The sequence below is a fragment of the Roseicella sp. DB1501 genome (assembly GCF_013112485.1).
GTDB lineage: Bacteria > Pseudomonadota > Alphaproteobacteria > Acetobacterales > Acetobacteraceae > Paracraurococcus.
Window position 1 is genome coordinate 378,541 of the sequence record NZ_JABFHG010000005.1, and the last position, 21,231, is coordinate 399,771.

The following is a 21,231-nucleotide window of genomic DNA, read 5'->3' on the forward strand; positions in this document are numbered from 1 at the left end:
AGAGAGGCGCCAGGTCCTTTTTCAGAAATGGCTCCAGCCGGCCTGGGGCAGTGCCAGCTCGGCGCCGGCGGCGTCCAGCACGCGGACCCGGGCCGGGCCGGCGGTGAAGCGCCCGATGCGGGTGACCGGCGTGCCGGCCGCGGCGGCGCGGGCCCGGATCTCGGCCTCGGCCCCGGGCGGCGCGGCGAAGAGCAGCTCGTAATCGTCGCCGCCGCCGAGCAGGGTGGCGAGCAGCCCCGGATCGGCCGCGAGCGCCGCCCGCGCCGCCGGCGAGAGCGGCAGCGCCGCCGCCTCGATCCCAGCGCCGCAGCCGCCGGCGCGGCAGAGATGGCCGCAATCCTGGACCAGCCCGTCCGAGACATCCATCGCCGCCCGCGCCAGCCCGGCCAGCCCCTGCCCCAGCGCCAGCCGCGGCTGCGGCAGCCGGTAGCGGCGGGCAAGATGCCCCGCCGCATCGCCGGCGAGCCGCCCCTGCAGCACCCGCAGCCCGAGCGCGCCGTCGCCGATGGTCCCGGAGACCCAGAGTTCGTCGCCCGGTCGCGCCCCGGCCCGCCGCAGCGCCGCGCCGGGCGCGACATGGCCGAGGATAGTGAGCGAGAGCGCCGCCGGCCCCGGCGTCGAGACCGTGTCGCCGCCGAGCACGGCCAGGCCGTATTCCGCCTGGTCCACCGCCAGCCCGTCGACGAAGCGGCCGAGCCAGTCCGGCGGCAGGTCCTTCGGCAGGGCGGTGGTCATCAGGTAGCCGAGCGGCGCCGCCCCCATGGCGGCGAGGTCGGAGAGGTTCACCCGCAGCAGCTTGCGGCCGACCTCCTCCGGCGGGTCGTCGGGCAGGAAATGCACGCCCGCCACCATGGCATCGGCGGCCAGCACCAGCTCCCGCCCGGCGGGCGGCGCCAGCACCGCGGCATCGTCCTGCAGGTCGAGCGCACCGGGCCCGGCGAGGCGGCGGAAATGCCGGCCGATGAGCGCGAACTCGCCCGGCAGCGGCGCCTCAGCCACCGCGGCGGCGCGGCTGACCGGCGAACTCCTCGGCCCGCAGCGAGCGAGCCATGGCGTCCAGCACGCCATTGGCGAAGCGCGCCTCCTCGGCGCCGAAGAAGCCGTGCGCGACGTCGAGATACTCGTTGATCACCACCCGCGCCGGCGGCTCGCTGGTGCCGCGCAGCTCGCCGCAGGCGGCGCGCAGCAGCGCCCGCAGCACCGGGTCGAGCCGGGCCAGCGGCCAGTCGCGCGCGAGGTGGCGGGCCAGCTCCTGGTCCAGCGCCTCGGGATCGCGGGCGACGCGCATGACGATCTCGGCGAAGAGCGGCGCGTCGGCATCCGGCACCCGCCCCTCCTCGAAGCCGCCCTCGCCGGGCTGGGTGCCAAGGCGGTGCCGGCGGAACTGGCTGATCACGGCCTCGGCCGGCTCGCCGGTCTGCTCGCTCTGGAACAGCGCCTGCACCGCGGCGAGGCGGGCGCCGGTGCGCGGCCGGCCGCGGCCCCGGGCGGCGGCCTTCGGCGCGGCACCCTTGCCTCGGCCCGCGCCGCCGGCCGCTGGCGCCGCGGCGGGCGGCGCGTTCTCCGCCGGCGCCGCGGCCTGCTCGGCCTCGAATTCGGCGCGCAGCCGGTCGAGCTCGCCGGTCGCCGACTTCGGTCCCGGCATCAGAGGCTCCAGCGGCGGCGCAGCGCCACCTGGCCGAGCAGCGCATGCGCCGCCTCGGCCCCCTTGTTGTGGCGATCGTCGCCGGCGCGCGCCACGGCCTGCGGCAGGGTATCGACGGTGAGCAGGCCGAAGCCGATCGCCGCCCCCGTCTCCGCCGCGATCTGCATCACGCCGTGGCAGATGGCGTCGCAGATGAAGGTGTAGTGGTCGGTCTCGCCGCGCACCACGCAGCCGAGCAGCAGGTAGCCGTCATACCCCGCGCCGGTCTGCGACAGGGCCATGCGCAGCGCCGCCGGCAGCTCGTAGCCGCCGGCGACATCGACCACCTCATGCGTCGCGCCGGCCTCGTCGAAGACGCGCTCGGCGCCGCGGCGCATGCCGCCGACCACCTGCTCGTAATAGGGCGCCTGGATCACCAGCAGCCGCGGCGCCGGCCCCGGCAAGGGCTGCGCCACGCGCTGCGGCGCGTCGATGGTGCTCATTCGGTGTCCTTCCTGCGGGTCAGCGGCCGGGTCTCCACCACCCGCAGCCCATACCCCTCGAGGCCGACGATGGGCCGGGGGTTGTTGGACAGCCGCACCATGTCCCTGACGCCGAGATCCGTCAGAATCTGGGCGCCGATGCCATAGTCGCGGATCTCGGGCGGCGTCACCCGGCGGTTCTTGCTGAGCCGAATCTGCTCGCTCATGTTGTTGGGGCGCCAGTCGCGGATGATGACGACGACGCCGCGCCCCGCCGCGTCGATTATGCGCATGGCGTCGTGCAGGTCGGCGGTGCCGATGCCGGCGACGATGTCGTGCAGCAGGTTGGCGGCGTGCATGCGCACATGCACCGGGCCAGGGGCGGCGACGTCGCCCTTCACCAGCGCCAGGTGCTCGCCGTATTCGAGCGTGTTGGTGAAGACGACGAGGCGCCAGTCGCCGCCGACCTGGTGCTCGATCTGCCCCTCGGTCACCCGCCGCACCAGCCGCTCGGTGCGGCGCCGGTGCGCGATGAGGTCGGCGATGGTGCCGAGCTTCAGCCCGTGATGCTGGGCGAAGGCGACGAGGTCCGGCATCCGCGCCATGGTGCCGTCCTCGTTCATGATCTCGCAGATCACGCCCGAGGGGTTGAGGCCGGCGAGCCGGGCGATGTCGACCGAGGCCTCGGTATGGCCGGCGCGGACCAGCGTGCCGCCGTCGCGCGCCAGCAGCGGGAAGACATGGCCGGGGGTGACGATGTGCTCGCGGCCGAGCTCGGGGTTGATGGCGGTGGCGACGGTATGCGCCCGGTCGGCGGCCGAGATGCCGGTGGTGACGCCCTCCTTCGCCTCGATCGAGACGGTGAAGGCGGTGCTGTGCCGGGTGCCGTTGGCGGCGGCCATGAGCGGCAGGCCGAGCTGCTCCACCCGGTGCCGCGTCATCGCCAGGCAGATCAGGCCGCGGGCGTGCTTGGCCATGAAGTTGATGGCGTCGGGGGTCGCGAATTGCGCCGGGATGACGAGATCGCCCTCGTTCTCGCGGTCCTCGTCATCGACCAGGATGAACATCCGGCCGCGGCGCGCCTCCTCGATCAGCTCCTCGGTCGGGCTGATGAACTCGGCGAAATTGACGCGGTGCGGCGCGGCGGCGGCAGTCATGCGCGGATCCCCGGAAGGGCGGCCCCAGGCATGACGGTCCCGGGCGCGCCCTGATGTGCCGACACCAGCCGGGCGACGTAGCGCGCCAGGGTGTCGATCTCGATATTGACCCGGCCGCCCGGCTGCAGCGTCCCGAAGGTCGTCACGGCGGCGGTGTGCGGGATGATGTTGACGCCGAACACGTCGCCGTCAACTGCATTGACCGTCAGCGAGACGCCGTCGATGGCGACCGACCCCTTCTCGGCGACGAAGCGGGCGAGGCCCGGCGGCAGGCGGAAGCGCCAGCGCACCGAGGCGTTCTCCGGATCGGCCGAGAGCACCTCGGCGACGCCGTCGACATGGCCGGAGACGAGATGCCCGCCCAGCTCGTCGCCGAGCCGCAGGCTCCGCTCGAGATTGATCCGGCTGCCCGCCCGCAGCCCGCCCAGCGTGGTCTTCGACAGCGTCTCGGCCGAGGCGTCGGCGGCAAACCAGTCGCCGCCGAGCTGCACCGCGGTCAGGCAGACGCCCGAGCAGCAGATGGAGGCGCCGATGGCGGCCGGCGCCGGCTGCGCCAGGAAGGCCGGCGAGGTGCCGATGACGAGGCGCATGTCGTTGCCCCCGCCGATCGGCTGGACCTCCCGCACCGTGCCGAGGTCGGTCACGATCCCGGTGAACATGCTTCCTCGCTCTCCTCGCGGACCAGCTCCGTGAACCAGTCGGCCCCTACCGCCCGGCTGGCGACACGGCGGTATCTGGGCATGGCGGAAAGCGCGGCCAGCGGCAAGGGCTGCACCGCCGGCAGCCCGTCCCCGCCCATGATGCCCGGCGCGTGGAACCAGGCGATGCGGTCGACCAGGCCGCCGCGCAGCAGGGCCGCGGCCAGGCCGGCGCCGCCCTCGGCCATCACCCGGGTGACGCCGCGCTGCGCCAGCGCCCCGAGCAGGGCGGCGAGGTCGAGCCCAGGCCGCGCCCGCGGCACCGGCAGGATCTGCACCCCGGCCTCGAGATAGGGGGCGAGCACCCCGGGGCGTTGGCCAGTGCGGGTGGCGATCCAGGTCGGCACCTGCGCCGCCGTCCGCACCAGCCGGCTGTCGAGCGGGGTGCGCAGCCGGCTGTCGGCCACCACCCGGGCGAGCGGCACCCGCGCCGTGCCGGGCAGGCGCGGCGTCAGCTCCGGATCGTCCGCCAGCACCGTGCCGCTGCCGACCAGGATGGCGTCGTGCCGGGCGCGCAGCGCATGCGCCTCGCGCCGCGCCTCGGGGCCGGTGATCCAGCGGCTCTCGCCGCCGGCCGTGGCGATGCGGCCGTCGAGCGTCGTCGCCAGTTTCAGGGTGACGAGCGGCAATCCCCGGGTGATGCGCCGGGCGAAGCCGGCATTGATGGCGCGTGCCGCCGGCCCGCCGAGGCCCAGCTCGACGATCACCCCGGCCTCGCGCAGCCGCTGCAGGCCGCGCCCGTCCACCCGCGGGTCCGGGTCGCCGGTCGCCACCACCACGCGGCGGATGCCGGCCTGGATGAGGGCGTCGCAGCAGGGCGGGGTGCGGCCCCAATGCGAGCAGGGCTCGAGCGTGACATAGGCGGTCGCGCCCCGCGCCGCCGCGCCGGCGCGGGCCAGCGCCACCGCCTCGGCATGCGGCCGCCCGCCCGGCTGGGTCCAGCCGCGGCCGACCACATGGCCATCCTTGACCAGCACGCAGCCGACCGCCGGATTCGGCCAGGTATTGCCGAGGCCGCGCCGGGCGATGGCCAGCGCGGCGGCCATGTGGTCGCGATCGGTCTCGCGGTCGGTCATCGGCGGGCCGGCACCCGGCACGGGCGCCCGCCCGCCCGGGCAAGGGAGGCTGTCATGCGCGCAAGGTGGCGCGGCGTCGGGACGCGGAAAAGAGGGGTCCGGCGCGGGGCTGCCCTACGGCGCCTGGATGCCGGTCTCTCCGACCAGCGCCATGAATGCTTCATTCATGCCGAGCGCCCGAATGGGCGCCGCGGCTTGTGCCGCGTGGCCAAGGGTCGCGGAGCAACCCGCCCGGCGATTGAGGAGGCCGTCGACGGGTCGCCAGCAACGGCCGCCAGTCTCAAGGCATCTCGATGCCGGCCTCGCGGATCAGCGCGGCGTTGCGGGCGATGTCGGCGGCGACGCGCTCACGGAAGGCCTCGGGCGGCAGCACCATCACCTCGCCCTGGCTGAGCAGCAGCCGGCGCGTCTCCGGCGCCTCGCTCGCCGCCTGCATCAGGCCGACCAGCCGGTCGCGGATCGGCGGCGGCAGGCCGGCAGGCGCCACCAGCCCGTTCCAGAAGGTGAGCACCAGGCCGGGCAGGCCCGCCTCGGCCAGGGTCGGCACCTCGGGCAGGTCACGCCAGCGCGTCGCGCCGGTGACGGCGACGGCGTCGATCGCCCGGTCGCGGATGAGCGGCACCGCCGAGGGCGTCTCCAGCAGCAGGTCGACATCGCCGGCGACCAGCGCGTTCTCCGCCGGCGCGGCGCCGCGGAAGGGCACGTGCAGCAGCCGGATGCCGGCCTTGCGGGCCAGCAGCTCCATGTTGAGGTGCTGCAGATTGCCGATGCCGCCCGAGCCGTAGGTGAGCCCCTCCGGCCGGCTGCGCGCGAGCTCGACGATGGCGGCGAGGCTCCGCATCCGCGCCCGCTGCCGGCTCTTGCCGCTGACCGAGAGGATGAAGGGGCTCAGCGTGATGGTCGAGACCGGCAGCAGGTCGCGCAGCGGGTCGTAGCGGATGTCGCGGTAGAGCAGGTGGTTCGCGGTCATGGTGCTGGTGTTGCTGACCAGCAGCGTATGGCCGTCCGGCTCGGCCTCGGCGACGAAAGCCGCGCCGAGCGAGCCATTGGCGCCGGGCCGGTTCTCGACGATCACCGGCTGCGGCAGGCGGCGGCGCATGTCCTCGGCGAGGATGCGGGCGCAGAGATCGGTGGAGGCGCCGGCGGGATAGCCGACGATGAGGCGGACCGGGCGGCTCGGCCAGTCCCGGGCGGCCTCCGGCCCGGCGGCGAGGGCGGGGCTGGCGAGCAGCGTGCCGAGCAGGGCGCGCCGACGGAGCGGCAGCATGGCGTGGTTCCTCCCCTTTCCGGGGAGCACATCAGAGGCGGCGGGCGAGGTCCAGCCGCCGCGAGCGCGCCCGGTCAGCCGGCGTCCATTTTGCCGAGGAATTCGCGGAAATCCTTCGCCTCGCCGAAATTGCGGTAGACGCTGGCGAAGCGGACATAGGCGACCTGGTCCACCTCCTTCAGCGATTCCATGACGATCTCGCCGATCTGGCGGGAGGTGACCTCGGATTCCGCCTCTGTCTCCAGCTTGCGCTGGATGCTGTTGACGATGCGCTCGATGCGGTCCTCGTCCACCGGCCGCTTGCGCAGGGCGACGCGGATCGAGCGGGCGAGCTTCTCCCGGTCGAAGGGCACGCGCCGCCCATCCGTCTTGAGGACGGTGATCTCGCGCAGCTGGACCCGCTCGAAGGTGGTGAAGCGGCTGCCGCAGGCGGGACAGGAGCGGCGCCGGCGGATGGCGGCATTGTCCTCGGCCGGCCGGCTGTCCTTCACCTGGGTGTCCTCGCTCCCGCAAAAGGGGCAGCGCATGTCAGGGGATCCTTTCATCGCCCGCTTGGCACCAGATACAGTGGCAGTCCGCTTCAAGGAGCGCCAGGGTTTGGGCATGCGGATCGCGGGCGAGGCCATCACGGTGCGGCCGGCGCGGCCGACGGATGCGGCCGCCGCCAGCGCGGTGCTGCGCCGCTCCATCCAGCATCTCTGCCGGGCGGATCATGGGGACGACCCGGCCGTGCTGGCCGCCTGGCTCGGCAACAAGACGCCGGCGCAGGTGGCGGGCTGGATCGCCGCGCCGGAGGGTTGCGTCCTGGTCGCGGAGGTCGACGGCATGGTCTGCGGCGTCGGCTCGATCGGCGGCGATGGCCGGATCGGGCTGAACTACGTGGCGCCGGAGGCGCGCTTCCGCGGCGTCAGCACCGCGCTGCTAGACCATGATCCGCTCACACAGGGTCGCGGATCATGGTCTAGGCCGTTGTTTGATCGCGTGATTCACGCTTTTCGGTGAGTCCACCTCAAGCGATCCCGCTCTAGCGGCGCAGGAAGCCTGGGCGGGGGCCCGCGGCCTCGCCCGTTGCCGGCTGGAGAGCACGACGACCGCCCGCCGCTTCTACCTGGCGCGCGGCTATGCCGAGGCCGGCCCGCCGCGGCGCCAGATGGGGGCCGTCGGCTACCCGATGGCCAAGGCCCTGCCGGCCTGCAAGACGCCTGACCCGTAGCCGGCCGAGCGCCCGGACGGGCGCCGCGCCCATTGGCGCGAAGCCAGGCTCCCAGGGGCATGGCCAGCGCGTCGGGGCATTGATGCGGCACCATCAATGCATACCGGCATCACTGGGTCAGTAGATGGGGAAGCGCTGGCACAGCGCGAGGACGCGGGCCTTCACGCTCTCCTCCACCGCCGAATTCGCCGCCGCGTCATTGGCGCGGGCCAGGCCGTCCAGCACCTCGCCGATCAGCCGCCCCACCTCGCGGAACTCCGCCTCGCCGAAGCCCCGCGTCGTGCCGGCCGGGGTGCCGAGCCGCACGCCGGAGGTGACCATCGGCTTCTCCGGGTCGAAGGGGATGGCGTTCTTGTTGCAGGTCAGGTGGGCGCGGTTCAGCGCCGCCTCCGAGGCCTTGCCGGTGAGGCGCTTCGGCCGCAGATCGACCAGCAGCAGGTGGTTGTCGGTGCCGCCGGTGACGAGGTCGAGCCCCTGCGCCTGCAGCTCGGCCGCCAGCGCCACGGCATTGGCGACCACGGCCCGGGCATAGGCACGGAATTCCGGCTTCAGCGCCTCGCCGAAGGCCACCGCCTTGGCGGCGATCACATGCATCAGCGGCCCGCCCTGCAGGCCGGGGAAGACCGCGCTGTTGAACTTCTTCGCCAGCGCCTCATCGTTGGTGAGGATCATGCCGCCGCGTGGCCCGCGCAGCGTCTTGTGCGTGGTGGTGGTGGCGACATGCGCATGCGGGAAGGGCGAGGGATGCGCGCCGCCGGCGACGAGGCCGGCGAAATGCGCCATGTCGACCATGAAGAGGGCGCCCACCTCGTCGGCGATGGCGCGGAAGCCGGCGAAATCCCAATGCCGGGCATAGGCGGAGCCGCCGGCGATGATCAGCTTCGGCCGGTTCTCAAGCGCGATGCGCCGGACCTCGGCCATGTCGATCCGCTGGTCCTCGCGGCGCACCGTATAGGGCACGGGGCGGAACCACTTGCCGGAGAGGTTGGCCGGCGCGCCATGCGTCAGATGGCCGCCGGCGGCGAGGTCGAGGCCCATGAAGGCGTCGCCCGGCTGGAGTAGCGCCAGGAAGACCGCCTGGTTGGCCTGGGCGCCGCTATGCGGCTGCACATTGGCGAAGCCGCAGCCGAAGAGCTTCGTCGCCCGCTCGATCGCCAGGGTCTCGGCGACATCCACGTACTCGCAGCCGCCATAGTAGCGCCGGCCGGGATAGCCCTCGGCGTACTTGTTGGTCAGGACCGAGCCCTGCGCCTCCAGCACCGCGCGGGAGACGATGTTCTCCGAGGCGATCAGCTCGATGCCGTCCTGCTGCCGGCCGAGCTCCTTGCCGATGGCGGCGGCGAGCTCGGGATCGGCCTCGGCCAGGCGGGCGGCGAAGAAGCGCTCGGGGATGCGGTAGGCGGTGGTCTCGTTCATCGGTCGGCCCGCATATGGCTGGTCAGGAAAGGTCGGATCAGGAAAGGTCGGCCCGGGCGGCCGGCAGCTCGATCTTGGCGAGGCGGCGGGCATGCCGGCCGCCCTCGAATGCCGTGCCGAGGAAGGCGCGCAGCGCGTCGAGGGCCACCTCGGCCCCGGTGGTCCGGGCGCCGAAGCAGGCGATGTTGGCATCGTTGTGCGACCGGGTCAGCCGCGCCTCGGTGGTGTCGTGCAGCACGGCGGCGCGGATGCCGGAATGGCGGTTGGCGGCGATCTGCACGCCGATCCCGGTGCCGCAGACCAGCACGCCGAAGGCGGCGCGCCCGCCCTCCACCGCCGCCGCGACCTGATGCGCGAAATCCGGGTAATCGACGCTCTCGGCGGAATTCGTTCCGAAATCGACCAGGCGATGCCCCGCCTCGGCCAGCGCCTCCTGCAGCACGGCCTTCAGCGGCAGGCCGGCATGGTCGCCGCCGATGGCGATGGTGAGGGGGGCAGTCGTCATGGCGCAGACCTATCACGCGCTAGGAGTGGGGGCGATGGGGAACCCCCAGAGATGGTAGGGGAAATGGCATCGCCGGGCTGGAATGACCATGGGTGCCCGGTGCGGGGCCGCCATGCGGCGGGGGCCACACCACTTGATTGACGACAGCCGCCGGTCATTCGCCCAGGTCGCCGGCCCCGCCCACGTCGCGCCGCCCCTTCCCGCTGCCCCTTCCGCCCGGCGAAGGGAAGTGGCAGGACTGCGCCCTCAGAGCCGCCCACGGAGAAGCGCCATGTCCAAGCCCGTCTGGACCAGCCCGGAGACCCTGGCCCTGCATGGCGGCAGCCATCGGGCCGATCCGACGACCGGCTCGGTCGCCGTGCCGATCCACCAGACCACCAGCTTCCAGTTCCAGGATACCGGCCATGCCGCCCGGCTTTTCGGGCTGCAGGAGCTCGGCAACATCTACACCCGCATCATGAACCCGACGCAGGATGCGTTCGAGACGCGGATCGCCGCGCTCGAGGGCGGCGTCGCGGCGCTCGCCGTCGCCTCCGGCCAGGCGGCCACCACCTTCTCGGTGCTGAACCTGACGACGCCGGGCGACAACATCGTCTCCTCCACCGACCTCTATGGCGGCACCTGGAACCTCTTCGCCAACACGCTGAAGAACATGGGCGTCGAGGTGCGCTTCGTGAACCCGGAGGACCCTGAGGCCTTCGCCCGCGCCACCGATGCCCGCACCCGCGCCTATTACGCCGAGGTGCTGCCCAATCCGAAGCTGCAGGTCTTCCCGATCGGCGAGGTGGCGGCGATCGGCCGCAAGCTCGGCGTGCCGCTCATCATGGACAACACCGCCGCCCCCATCCTCTGCCGGCCCTTCGAGCACGGCGCGGCGGTGGTGATGCACTCGACCACCAAATTCATCGGCGGCCACGGCACCAGCATCGGCGGCATCGTCATCGATGGCGGCAATTTCGACTGGGAGGCGCATGCCGAGCGCTTCCCGACGCTGAACACGCCGGACCCCAGCTATCATGGCGCGGTCTGGACCCAGGCGGTGAAGCCGCTCGGCCCGATCGCCTATATCCTGCGCATGCGCACCTGCCTGCTGCGCGACCTCGGCGCCGCGACGACGCCGCTCAACGCCTTCCTGCATCTGCAGGGGCTGGAGACGCTGCCGCTGCGCATGGAGCGGCACTGCGCCAACGCGCTGCGCGTCGCCGCCTGGCTGGCGGAGCAGCCCTCGGTCGCCAGGGTGATCCATCCGAGCCTGCAGACCGGCGAGGCGAAGCGCCGCGCCGATGCCCATCTGCGCGGCGGCTATGGCAGCCTGATGGGCTTCGAGCTGAAGGGCGGCGCCGAGGCCGGCGCGAAGTTCATCAATGCGCTGAAGATGTTCTACCACGTTGCCAATATCGGCGATGCGCGCTCGCTGGCGATCCATCCGGCGACCACCACCCATTCCCAGCTTTCGGAGGACGAGCAGCGCTCGACCGGCGTGACGCCGGGCTATGTCCGCCTGTCCATCGGCATCGAGCATATCGACGACATCCTCGCCGATCTCGACCAGGCGCTGAAGGCCGCGGCATGAGCATCGGCACGCCCGCGGGGCGCTTCCCCAACACCCGCATGCGCCGCAACCGGCGCGACGCCTGGACGCGCCGGCTGGTGGCGGAGACTGCGCTCTCCGTCGACGACCTCATCTGGCCGATCTTCATCCGCGAGGGCGAGCGGCAGGTCACCGAGGTCGCCTCCATGCCGGGCGTCGTGCGCGTCTCGCTCGACCGGCTGGCCGGGCATGTGGAGCAGGCGGCGGCGCTCGGCATCCCGGCCCTAGCCCTGTTCCCGATGACGCCGCCCGAGGCGAAGGACGCCGAGGGCAAGGAGGCGTTGAACCCGGAGAACCTGATCTGCCGCGCCGCCCGGCTGCTGAAGCGGGAATTCCCGCAGATGGGCCTGGTCGGCGACGTCGCGCTCGATCCCTATACCGATCACGGGCATGACGGCGTGATCCGGGAGACGCGGACGGGCGACTACGTCCACAACGACGACAGCCTCGCCATCCTGGTGCAGCAGGCGGTGAACCAGGCCGAGGCCGGCATCGACGTCATCGCGCCGTCGGACATGATGGACGGCCGCATCGGCGCCATCCGCGAGGCGCTCGACGCGCGCGGGCTGATCGACACGCGCATCATGTCCTACGCCGCCAAATACGCCTCCGCCTTCTACGGCCCGTTCCGCGACGCGGTCGGCAGCGGCAAGGCGCTGCGCGGCGACAAGAAGACCTACCAGATGGACCCGGCGAACACCGACGAGGCGCTGCGCGAGGTGGCGCTCGACCTCGACGAGGGCGCCGACATGGTGATGGTCAAGCCGGGCATGCCCTATCTCGACATCATCCGCCGCGTGAAGGACCGGTTCGGCGTGCCGACCTTCGCCTATCAGGTCAGCGGCGAATACGCGATGATCATGGCGGCCGTGCGCAACGGCTGGCTGGAGCATGAGCGCGCGATGCTCGAGAGCCTGCTCGGCTTCAAGCGCGCCGGGGCCAATGGCGTGCTCACCTACTTCGCCGTGGAGGCCGCGCAACGCCTGCGCGCCGGCTGAGCGTCATCGCGCACAGCATCTTGACCTCACCGGTTCCGGCGCGTCTGATCGCGCCGGGAGAGGGGGAGATCAGGACATGAACACAGATTGGTTGGGACTTGGGGAGAAGATCGCGGTCGTCACCGGCGCCGCCGGCGGCATGGGTCGCGCCATCTCGACGAGCTTCGTGGAAGCGGGCTGCGCCGTCGCGCTGCTCGACCGCGACCTCGATGCGCTGAAGTCGCTCGAGCGGCAGCTGCAGGATATCGGTGGGCGCGTCACCGCGATCCTCTGCGACACCGGCAGCGAGGGCAGCATCGCCGATGCGGCGCTCGCCAGCGCCGACCGGCTCGGCCCGGCCAACATCCTGGTGAACAATGCCGGCATCCTGCGGCCGGGCGCGCTGGCCAGCCTCTCGCTCGAGGAATGGAACACGCTGCTCAACGTGAACCTGACCGGCTACCTGCTCTGCGCCCAGGCCTTCCGCCACCAGATGATCGGGCGCGGCGGCGCGATGGTGCACATCGCCTCCATCGCCGCGAGCAACCCGCAGCCGCGCAGCGGCGCCTACAGCGCCTCGAAGGCGGCCGCCGTCATGCTGTCGCGCCAGCTCGCCCTGGAATGGGGGCCGGACAACATCCGCAGCAACATCGTCAGCCCCGGCTTCATCCGCACGCCGATGTCGGAAAGCTTCTACCAGCAGCCGGAGGTGAAGGAGCGGCGCGAGCAGATGCTGCCCTCGCGCCGCATCGGCACGCCGCAGGACATCGCCGATGCGGTGATCTTCCTGGCCAGCCCGCGCAGTGCCTATGTCAACGGCGCCGAGATCCTGGTCGATGGCGGGCTTGACCAGGTGATGATGGAGCTGACGCCGCGCCCCGGCTTCTGACGAGGCGACCGGGCTCAGGCCGCCGCGTCGAGCGCGGCGGCGGCGGGCGCCTCCGCGGCGCCCTCGGCCAGGCCGCGGAAGAGCGCCGCCATGGCGCGGATCGACAGCGCCTCGGCCCGCCGGTCGTAGAAGCCGCAATGGCCGCCGCCCGCGGTGCGCAGCGGCAGGATGGCGGGGCAGTCGGCCCAGACGGTGCCCGCCATCGAGGCGGCGGGGATGAAGGGATCGTCCGACGCGATGAGCAGCAGCGTCGGCACCCGGATCCGCGGCAGCGCCGCGGCGGGCCGGTTCACCTCGCAGAAGACGGCATAGGACGGGTAGCCGAAGCGCGGCGCGGTCACCCGCGCCTCGAATTCCTGCAGCGAGCGCGCGTCCAGCGCCGCCTGGCGCAAGTCCGGCGGCAGGTCGCTCGCCGGCACGGCCAGGACCTCGCGCCGATAGGCCGCCAGCAGGGCGCGGCCGAAGGCAGGATGCGCATCGATCGCCGCATGCGAGAGGTCCGGCTGCAAGACCGGGCTGATGGCGGCGGCGCCGAGGATGCGCGGCAGGCCCGGCATCGCCGCCTGCCGCCCGAGCAGCAGCAGCATCAGCGCCGCGCCGAAGGACCAGCCGGCGAGCAGCAGGCCGTCCCGCGTCAGCGCCGGCGGCAGGGCGGCGAGCGCGGCGGCGAGATCCTCCGGCCGGCCGAGATGCCCATGGCTGGTGCTGCGGGCGAGGCTCGCGGCGCTGCCGCGCAGGTTGAGCCGCAGGACGGGGAAGCGACGGCGCAGCAGGGCCCGCGCCGCCTCGCGCAGACAGGGATCGTCCTCGCCGCCGGCGAGGCCGGGCAGCAGCACGGCCAGCGGCCTGTCGGGGCCTGGCCCCGGCGGAAGGTGCAGCATCGCCGCCAGGGCGTCGCCATCGGGCAGCGGCAGCCAGAGCCGGTGGCCTTCGGGCAGGCTGGCAGGCAGTGGCCAGCGCAGGGCGCGCAGGGTCTGCAGGCGCCCGGTCAGCCAGGGCGGTCGGGGATGGAAGGGGACCATGCCGCCGCCAACGCCGCAGGCGGGGGACCGGTCGCATGACCGGTCCGGGGCCCGCGCCTCATGCCGCGAAGCCGGGCAAGCCGGTGGCCTGCGCCCGGCGCCTGAGGCACGGCGGTATCAGGTGATGCCCTTCGCCTTCAGCCCGGCAATCTCCGCCTCGGTCATGCCGAGCAACTCGCCGAGCACCTCCCCGGTATGCTGGCCGAGCACCGGCGGCGGGCTGCGATAGCTCGGCGGCGTCGCCGAGAGCTTCACCGGGTTGGCGATCACCTTCACCGGCTCGCCCGTCGGGTGCTGCATCTCGACGACCATGTCGCGGGCATGCACATGCGGGTCGGCGAAGACCTGCTCGAGCGTGTTGATCGGGCCACAGCCGATCTTCAGCGCCTCCAGCGCCTCGATCCATTCCGCCGTGGTCCGGCCCTGCATCACCGGGGTCAGCGTGTCGGTCACCAGCTGGCGGTTCTGCACGCGGGTGGCATTGGTGGCGAAGCGCGGGTCGGAGAGCAGCTGCTCCTGCCCGAAGGCCTTGCAGAAGCGCTCGAAGGTCGGGTCGTTGCCGACGGCGAGGATGATGTAGCCGTCCTTGGTGGGGAATTCCTGGTAGGGCGCGATGTTCGGATGCTGGTTGCCGAGCCGCGGCGGGTTCTCGCCGGTCGCCAGGTAGTTCATGCCCTGGTTGGCCAGCCAGGCGACATGGGTGTCGAGCATGCCGATATCGATCTGCTGCCCCTCCCCCGTCGCGTTGCGGTGGTTGAGCGCGGCGAGGATGCCGATGCAGCCATAGAGGCCGGCGAAGAGGTCGGCGACCGGCACGCCCACCTTCTGCGGCGAGCCGCCCGGTTCCCCGGTGAGGGACATGACGCCGCCCATGGCCTGGATCAGCGCGTCATAGCCCGGCCGCGGGGCATAGGGGCCGGTCTGGCCGAAGCCGGTGATGGAGCAGTAGATCAGCCGCGGGAAGCGGGCCTTGAGCTGCTCGTAGCCGAGCCCGTACTTGGCCAGCGCGCCGACCTTGAAATTCTCCGCCAGGATGTCGCACTGCTCGAGCAGCCGCAGGATCAGCGCCTGGCCTTCCGGCTTGGCGATGTCGACCGTGACCGACTTCTTGTTGCGGTTCACGCCGACGAAATAGGCGCTCTCCCGCGTGTTCGGGATGAAGGGCGGGGCGAAGCCGCGGGTGTCGTCGCCGGCCTCGGGCCGCTCGATCTTGATGATCTCGGCGCCGAGATCGCCGAGCATCTGGGTGCAGGTCGGGCCGGCCAGCACCCGGGTAAGGTCGAGGACGCGGATGCCCCGGAGGGGTCCCGCGGCGCCCGTCGGGACACTGGTGGCGAAGTCGCTGCCTGGGAAGTCGCTGCCGGGGCCGCTGGCGTTCTGCATGGGTCTTTCCTCTCCGGGTCGGATGGCGTGGGAATGGGCTCTACCGCGAACCGGGCCCGGATTCGACCGCCGATCCGCCGTGAAGCGGCGGTTCTACATCCAGCCCGGCACGATGAAGATCAGCCAGGCCAGCGGCGGCCCGGCCAGAACCACCAGGATGCTGTAGATCAGGAAGCGGCGGTAGACGCTCTCGCGCTCCTCCGGCTGGGCATTGGCGACCACCAGGGCGCCGTTGGTCGAGAAGGGCGAGACATCGACCACGGTCGAGGAAACGGCCAGCGCCGCGATCATCCCGGCGGTGCCGATCTGCCCCTGCAGCAGGAAGGGCACGGCCAGCGGGATGATGGCGCCGAGCACGCCGACCGAGGAGGCGAAGGCCGAGACCACGCCGCCGATATAGCAGAGCAGCAGCGCCGCCAGCAGCGGCGCCCCCATCCCGGACACCCCCTGCCCGACGCTGTCGATGGCGCCCGACTTCTGCAGCACGCCGACATAGGTAATGACGCCGCCGACCAGCAGGATGGTGGACCAGCCGATCTTGTCGACCGCGCCCTTCTGCTCGGCGGGCGCCAGCAGGGTCAGCACCACCGCGACCGTCACCGCCACCAGCCCGACATTGAGGTTGAAGACCAGCGCGCCGATGGCGAGCGCGGCCAGGCCGATCAGCGTCGCCACCTGCTGCAGGTCGAGCCGCGCCGCGGCCGGATGCGCCGGCGGGGCGAGGCTGGCATCGGCCGAGGTGCCGTGCCCGGACATGGCGATGCCGGCGGGCCCGTGCTCGTCGCCGGTCACGCCATCCGCCGCGCTGCGCCGGCTGAGCAGCTGCCGGCCGCCGAAGACGAAGAAGACACCGACCGCGCAGAGCAGGTTGTAGCCGAGGCTCGCCAGGAAGAGCGAGGTGTCGGAGACCGGCAGGCCGGAACGGGCGACGATCTGGTTGGTGATGCCGCCATAGATGCTGATCGGCGAGAAGCCGCCACCCTGCGCGCCGTGGATGACGAGCAGGCCCATCATCAGCGGGCTGATGCCGTAGGCCCGGGCGAATTGCAGCGCGACCGGCGCCAGGATGGCGCAGGCGGCCGGCGAGACCGCGCCCACCGCCGTCAGCGCCGCGGCGACCGCGAACATGATCCAGGGGATAGCGGCGATCCGGCCGCGCACCGCCCGCACCGCCTGGTGCACCAGCCAGTCGATGGTGCCGTTCTTCTGCGCGATGGCGAAGAGATAGGTGATGCCGACCAGGGTGACGAAGAGGTCGCCGGGGAAGCCGCCGATGATCGCCGTCGAGGACATCCCGACGAAGAGCGTCCCGATCAGGAAGGCCATGGCGAGGGCGAGCGCGCCCATGTTGATGGGCAGGGCGGTCGCGACGATGAACATCACGACCAGCCCCAGGATGGAGGCGGTCTGCGGCGACATGCTTGTAGGTTTCCTTCCCCGATAGTCCTTGTCGGCCCCCCGGCGGACGTTACCCGAGGGGCCGGATCATCAGCCCTGCGGCTTGCCGCCCGCCTTCTCCTCGCCGCCCAGCAGGCGCGACAGGCCGTAGCGCGACCCGGCCTGGGGTGCCGTCCGCGGCAGCTGCAGCAGCCCGTCGACGCCGGCCGAGCGCACCACCTGGCCGGAATGCACGAAGGCCTCGTGGTTCGCCTCGATCGCGTCCGGATCGTAGAGGTAGTTCACCATCACCCCGTAGCTCTCGCGCATGCCGCGGGCGCTGGTATTGCCGAGCCAGTTGATGCGCTCCAGCCGGGCGCCGTTGCCGAGATGAAAGCGGGCGACCGGGTCGATCGACGCGCCGCCGCTGTTGGGGCGGGTGAGATAGGTGGCGGCGAGCCGCAGCAGCGGCCGGCGCAGCGCCTCGGCGCGCGACGCGTCCTGCCACCACTCGCCCTCGGCCATCGCCTTGAAGCCCTGCACGAGGTCATCGCCGCCGAGCGCCGCCGCCTCCTCGGCATTGAACAGGCCGCCCTCCGGCGGGCTGGCGAGCTGGCGGTCGAGCCAGCGGCGGAAGCCCGGCACCGGCGAGAGGGTGGCGAAGCGGCTGAGCTGCGGCAGCTCGCCCTTCAGCTCCTCGACCACCTGCTTGATGAGGAAATTGCCGAAGGAGATGCCGCGCAGCCCCTCCTGGCAGTTCGAGATGGAGTAGAAGATCGCGGTATCCGCCGCCTTCGGGCTGGCCGGCTGCTTGCCGCGCGCCAGCAGCGGCTGCACCGCCTCGGCCATGCCGGCGACCAGCGCTACCTCGACGAAGATCAGCGGCTCGCCCGGCAGGGCGGGATGGAAGAAGGCGAAGCAGCGCCGGTCCGCCTCCAGCCGGCGGCGCAGGTCGTCCCAGCCCTGGATCTCGTGCACCGCCTCGTAGCGGATCAGCTTCTCGAGCACCGCCGCCGGCGTCTGCCAGTCGATCCGGCGCAGCTCGAGGAAGCCGCGGTTGAACCAGGAGGCGAAAAGATGACGCAGGTCATTGTCCAGCACCTTCAGCGCCGGCTCGCTGCGGATGAGGCCGGTCAGCTCCTCGCGCAGCTTGACCAGCGCCGCCGTGCCGCCCGGCGCCATGTTCATCCGCCGCAGCAGCTCCTGGCGCGGCGGCTCGGCGGCATCGGCGAGGCGCGCCGCCGTCTCCACCCCCGGCTCGGCCAGCCAGGCCTCGGCCGCCTGGCGCAGCCTGCCGGCCTCCGGGGCGAATTCCTCGGAGAGGAAGCGGAAGAAGGCCAGCCGGTCCTCGCCCGCGAGGGCGGCGAGGCTGTCGTGCAGCTCGCGCGCCACCGCGGCGCCGGAGGCCTCGCCGCGCTCGGAGAGGATGGCGCGGGCAAGGCGGCGGGCGCGCTCCAGCGGCGGCAGCCCGGCGGCGGGGACATTGGCATAGGGGCGGCCGCGATCGGCGATGCTCGACCAGAGGCGTTCGAGCCAGTTCCGGGTCCCGGAGGGCGGCGAGACCGGCGTCGCGGTGTCCTGCATGGGCTCTCCCCGGGGGGCCTGGACCCCCGTTGTGATATTCACAAACTGTGTTTCACAGTATTTCTGTATGCACAATCCTCCGAACTGGGCATGAATGCATATTCATCGGGCGCCGCGGCGCGGAGGAGGCATGCGCATGCCGCGTAACCAACCCCTGATGGCGCCGGCGCCGGGGTCGTCCGCGCCCGCGGCGACCACCACGGCGACGACCTTGGCCGAGGCGATCCGCATCGCCCTCGCCGAGGACATCATCGCCGGCCGCCTGCCGCCCGGCAGCGAGATCGAGGAGCATCAGGCGGCCGAGCGCTTCGGCGCCTCCCGCACCCCGGTGCGCGAGGCCCTGCGGGAACTGGCCGCCGCCGGACTGGTCGAGATCGAGCCGCGGCGGGGCGTGCGCGTCGCCCGGCTGACGCTGGAGCGGCTCGGGGAGATGTTCGAGGTGATGGCCGAGACGGAGGCGATGTGCGCCCGCCTCGCCACCCACCGGATGAGCGCGCCGGAACGCTTCGCCCTGCAATCGGTGCATGAGCGCTCCGCCGCCGCCGTCGCCGACGGCGACGTGCCGGCCTATGACGCGCTCAACCGCGAATTCCATTCGGCGCTCTATCGTTGCACGCATAACGGCTTCCTCGCCGAGCATGTGCAGGCGCTCCGGCTGCGCCTCGCCCCCTTCCGCCGGGCGCAGTTCCACCACGCCGACCGGCTGCGCGACTCCTTCGCCGAGCATGCCGCCCTGCTGCGGGCGGTGCTGCGCGGCGATGGCGAGGCGGCGGCGCGGGAGATGCGGGCGCATATGCTCGCCGCCGGCAGCAGCCTCGCCAGCACGCTGCGCCCGGCGGGCTGAGGGGCGCCCCGCCTTGCCCTGGCCTGGCCCCGGCGTCATGGTCCGCCCGATTCCGGAGGCCCGCCATGCTCGATCGCCCGCACCCGACACCCGCCGATCCCTGCCTCGATCCCTTCGCGCTGGCGAAGGCGCTGTCGGGCTTCCACTTCATCGATGGCGGCTACGTGCCCGCCCGGAGCGGCCGCAGCTTCGCGGTGGTGAACCCGGCGACCGGCGAGGAGGTGGCCCGCGCCGCCGAGGGCGATGCCGAGGACGTGGAGGCCGCGGTGCAGGGCGCGGCCCGGGCGCAGAAGGCCTGGGCGAAGCTGCCGGCGCGCAAGCGCGGCGCGCTGGTGCATCAATGCGCCGCGCTGCTGCGCGAGCACCAGGAGGAGCTGGCGCGGCTCATCGCCCTCGAATCCGGCAAGGCGCTGCGGACGGAGAGCCGGGTCGAGGCCGGCACCGTCGCCGATATCCTGGAGTTCTTCGGCGGCCTCGGCTCCGAGCTGAAGGGCGAGAGCGTGCCCTTCGCGCCGAACGTCCTCAGCGTGACGGTGCGCGAGCCGCTAGGCGTGGTCGGCGCCATCATCCCCTGGAACGTGCCGATGCTGCTGATGGCGCTGAAGGTGGCGCCGGCGCTGGTCGCGGGGAACAGCGTGGTGGTGAAGAGCGCCGAGGAGGCGCCGCTCGCCGTGCTGCGCATCTGCGAGCTGATGAACCGCGTGCTGCCGCCGGGCTGCTTCAACATGCTCTCCGGCTTCGGGCCGGACTGCGGCGCGCCGCTGGTCGAACACCCGAAGGTGCGCAAGGTCACCTTCACCGGCTCGGTCGAGACGGGGAAGATCGTGGCGAAGGCGGCAGCCGAGAAGCTGGTGCCGGTGACGCTCGAGCTCGGCGGCAAGTCGCCGATGATCGTCTTCCAGGATTGCGACTTCGAGAAGACGGTGAGCGGCGCCCTCACCTCCATGCGCTTCACCCGCCAGGGCCAGAGCTGCACCGCCGCCTCGCGCATCTATGTCGAGCGGCCGATCTTCGACCGCTTCGTCGCGGCGATGAAGGCCGCCGTGGACGGCATGGTGATGGGCGACCCGCTCGACGAGAAGACCGATATCGGCACCATCGTCTCCGAGGGCCAGCTCGAGAAGGTCCGGGCCTTCATCGAGGAGGGGCGCAGCACGCCGGGCGCCGTCGCGCATGTCTGCAGCGCCATGCCGAAGGATCAGGGATTGCGGAAGGGGCTGTTCATCCAGCCCGTCATCTTCACCGGCCTGCCGAAGGACAGCCGGCTGGTGCGTGAGGAGATCTTCGGCCCGGTCACCGTCATCGCCCCCTTCGACGATGCCGAGGCGGTGCTGGCCGAGGCGAATGACAGCGAATACGGCCTCGCTGCCAGCCTCTGGACCAACAACCTGAAGGTCGGGCTGGACCTGGCGCATCGGCTCGAGGCCGGGCTGGTACAGATCAACCAGAACCTCGTGGTGCAGGCCAACCTGTCCTATGGCGGGGTGAAGAGCAGCGGCCTCGGCAAGGAGGCCTCGCTCGAGGCGATGCTCGAGCACTTCACGCATAAGAAGACCATCATGGTGAACATGGGCTGAGGCGGCGCGGCCTCAGCCCAGCCACCGCGGCGGGAGCGCTTCAGCGGCGCATCCCGCTGCCCCGGCGCAGCGGCTCAAGCCGCCGCTCCGGCTCGCGGCCGAGCCGGACGCAATCCGCGGCGGTCACCGGCGTGAGCTGCGGCTGGCGTTGCCGCAGCGGTGCGGCGCGGCGGCGGGCCGCGGCCTCGGCCTGCGTCCAGCCCATGCGCCGTCGAAGGTCGCTGCCATCCATGATCATGCCTCCCTCTGGCTGCAAGTGGTCCCGAAAGACCAGGGCGGCTCCAACGCGCGAGCCGCCCCTTGGCTCCCCGTTCGTCCGCCAGACCATGATCCGCTCACATAGATTCGCGGATCATGGTCTGGCCTATTGTTTGATCGCGTGATTCACGCCTTTCGGTGAGTCCATCTTAGACGATCACGCTCTAGAGCGCGTCTGCCTTAATTCGGTTCATAGCCTGCGGCGGCGAAGTAGTTGGCGCATTCGGTTGGCGTGAAGGCGCTGAGGAGTGACGCGAGGGCGTCCCAGAGGGCGTCGATGGTGCGCTCGGC

At 72.2% G+C, this 21,231-nt stretch carries 21 protein-coding genes; 6 read left to right on the top strand and 15 right to left on the bottom strand.

Annotated elements, in window-relative coordinates:
• Positions 1-21 precede the first annotated feature (21 nt).
• From thiL to nrdR, 8 genes are all read right to left on the bottom strand, one after another.
• On the bottom strand, positions 22-999 hold the full coding sequence (gene thiL / locus HJG45_RS12665; RefSeq protein WP_368040575.1) for a thiamine-phosphate kinase: 978 nt from the start codon (positions 997-999) through the stop codon (positions 22-24).
• Positions 992-1,645, bottom strand: a complete 654-nt coding sequence (gene nusB, locus HJG45_RS12670; RefSeq protein ID WP_171612471.1) for a transcription antitermination factor NusB — start codon at positions 1,643-1,645, stop codon at positions 992-994. The genes thiL and nusB overlap by 8 nt, the downstream gene beginning before the upstream one ends.
• Positions 1,645-2,127: a 6,7-dimethyl-8-ribityllumazine synthase gene (gene ribH, locus HJG45_RS12675; protein WP_171612472.1), complete on the bottom strand. Its 483-nt coding sequence runs from the start codon at positions 2,125-2,127 to the stop codon at positions 1,645-1,647. Before ribH ends, nusB begins: the two co-directional genes overlap by 1 nt.
• Positions 2,124-3,263 carry a 3,4-dihydroxy-2-butanone-4-phosphate synthase gene (gene ribB, locus HJG45_RS12680; RefSeq protein WP_171612473.1) on the bottom strand — a complete coding sequence of 380 codons (1,140 nt, stop codon included), beginning with the start codon at positions 3,261-3,263 and terminating at the stop codon, positions 2,124-2,126. Before ribB ends, ribH begins: the two co-directional genes overlap by 4 nt.
• Complete coding sequence (locus HJG45_RS12685; protein ID WP_171612474.1) at positions 3,260-3,922, bottom strand: riboflavin synthase; 663 nt, start codon at positions 3,920-3,922, stop codon at positions 3,260-3,262. Before HJG45_RS12685 ends, ribB begins: the two co-directional genes overlap by 4 nt.
• On the bottom strand, positions 3,904-5,037 hold the full coding sequence (gene ribD, locus HJG45_RS12690; protein WP_171612475.1) for a bifunctional diaminohydroxyphosphoribosylaminopyrimidine deaminase/5-amino-6-(5-phosphoribosylamino)uracil reductase RibD: 1,134 nt from the start codon (positions 5,035-5,037) through the stop codon (positions 3,904-3,906). The genes HJG45_RS12685 and ribD overlap by 19 nt, the downstream gene beginning before the upstream one ends.
• 280 nt (positions 5,038-5,317) lie before the next feature.
• Positions 5,318-6,304, bottom strand: a complete 987-nt coding sequence (locus tag HJG45_RS12695; RefSeq protein WP_171612476.1) for a tripartite tricarboxylate transporter substrate binding protein — start codon at positions 6,302-6,304, stop codon at positions 5,318-5,320.
• Between the two features lie 74 nt (positions 6,305-6,378).
• Entirely contained in the window at positions 6,379-6,831 is a 453-nt protein-coding gene (gene nrdR, locus HJG45_RS12700) for a transcriptional regulator NrdR (protein ID WP_171612477.1), read from the bottom strand.
• A gap of 76 nt (positions 6,832-6,907) precedes the next feature.
• Between nrdR and HJG45_RS12705 the strand changes: the two genes are divergently transcribed.
• A complete protein-coding gene (locus HJG45_RS12705) occupies positions 6,908-7,306 on the top strand; it encodes a GNAT family N-acetyltransferase (protein WP_171612478.1) in 399 nt (132 codons plus the stop codon).
• A 328-nt stretch (positions 7,307-7,634) separates the two neighbouring features.
• Here HJG45_RS12705 and glyA read toward each other — a convergent pair whose 3' ends face one another.
• A complete protein-coding gene (glyA, locus tag HJG45_RS12710; RefSeq protein WP_171612479.1) occupies positions 7,635-8,933 on the bottom strand; it encodes a serine hydroxymethyltransferase in 1,299 nt (432 codons plus the stop codon).
• 37 nt (positions 8,934-8,970) lie between these two features.
• The gene (gene rpiB / locus HJG45_RS12715; protein WP_171612480.1) at positions 8,971-9,438 is read right to left on the bottom strand and encodes a ribose 5-phosphate isomerase B; all 468 of its coding nucleotides are present in this window, start codon (positions 9,436-9,438) and stop codon (positions 8,971-8,973) included.
• Positions 9,439-9,709: 271 nt separating this feature from the next.
• Between rpiB and HJG45_RS12720 the strand changes: the two genes are divergently transcribed.
• The 3 genes from HJG45_RS12720 to HJG45_RS12730 all read left to right on the top strand — a co-directional run bounded on the left by HJG45_RS12720 (position 9,710) and on the right by HJG45_RS12730 (position 12,895).
• Positions 9,710-11,011, top strand: a complete 1,302-nt coding sequence (locus HJG45_RS12720; protein WP_171612481.1) for an O-acetylhomoserine aminocarboxypropyltransferase/cysteine synthase family protein — start codon at positions 9,710-9,712, stop codon at positions 11,009-11,011.
• Complete coding sequence (gene hemB / locus HJG45_RS12725; protein WP_171612482.1) at positions 11,008-12,027, top strand: porphobilinogen synthase; 1,020 nt, start codon at positions 11,008-11,010, stop codon at positions 12,025-12,027. The genes HJG45_RS12720 and hemB overlap by 4 nt, the downstream gene beginning before the upstream one ends.
• Before the next feature lie 76 nt (positions 12,028-12,103).
• Positions 12,104-12,895, top strand: a complete 792-nt coding sequence (locus HJG45_RS12730) for an SDR family NAD(P)-dependent oxidoreductase (protein WP_171612483.1) — start codon at positions 12,104-12,106, stop codon at positions 12,893-12,895.
• A gap of 14 nt (positions 12,896-12,909) precedes the next feature.
• Here HJG45_RS12730 and HJG45_RS12735 read toward each other — a convergent pair whose 3' ends face one another.
• The 4 genes from HJG45_RS12735 to HJG45_RS12750 all read right to left on the bottom strand — a co-directional run bounded on the left by HJG45_RS12735 (position 12,910) and on the right by HJG45_RS12750 (position 18,261).
• On the bottom strand, positions 12,910-13,917 hold the full coding sequence (locus HJG45_RS12735) for an alpha/beta fold hydrolase (protein ID WP_171612484.1): 1,008 nt from the start codon (positions 13,915-13,917) through the stop codon (positions 12,910-12,912).
• Between the two features lie 117 nt (positions 13,918-14,034).
• On the bottom strand, positions 14,035-15,300 hold the full coding sequence (locus HJG45_RS12740; protein ID WP_171612485.1) for a CaiB/BaiF CoA-transferase family protein: 1,266 nt from the start codon (positions 15,298-15,300) through the stop codon (positions 14,035-14,037).
• A 93-nt stretch (positions 15,301-15,393) separates the two neighbouring features.
• Positions 15,394-16,719, bottom strand: a complete 1,326-nt coding sequence (locus HJG45_RS12745; protein WP_171612486.1) for an SLC13 family permease — start codon at positions 16,717-16,719, stop codon at positions 15,394-15,396.
• Positions 16,720-16,788: 69 nt separating this feature from the next.
• Entirely contained in the window at positions 16,789-18,261 is a 1,473-nt protein-coding gene (locus HJG45_RS12750; RefSeq protein WP_171612487.1) for a malonyl-CoA decarboxylase, read from the bottom strand.
• Between the two features lie 136 nt (positions 18,262-18,397).
• Here HJG45_RS12750 and HJG45_RS12755 point away from each other — a divergent pair, with 136 nt between their 5' ends.
• Both HJG45_RS12755 and HJG45_RS12760 read left to right on the top strand, forming a co-directional pair.
• Positions 18,398-19,105 carry a GntR family transcriptional regulator gene (locus HJG45_RS12755; protein WP_254452470.1) on the top strand — a complete coding sequence of 236 codons (708 nt, stop codon included), beginning with the start codon at positions 18,398-18,400 and terminating at the stop codon, positions 19,103-19,105.
• A gap of 65 nt (positions 19,106-19,170) precedes the next feature.
• Positions 19,171-20,682, top strand: coding sequence for an aldehyde dehydrogenase family protein (locus HJG45_RS12760; protein WP_171612488.1), 1,512 nt, complete (start codon positions 19,171-19,173; stop codon positions 20,680-20,682).
• A 40-nt stretch (positions 20,683-20,722) separates the two neighbouring features.
• On the opposite strand, the gene HJG45_RS12765 is transcribed toward HJG45_RS12760, so the two are convergent.
• Entirely contained in the window at positions 20,723-20,914 is a 192-nt protein-coding gene (locus HJG45_RS12765; protein ID WP_171612489.1) for a hypothetical protein, read from the bottom strand.
• Between the last annotated feature and the right edge of the window lie 317 nt (positions 20,915-21,231).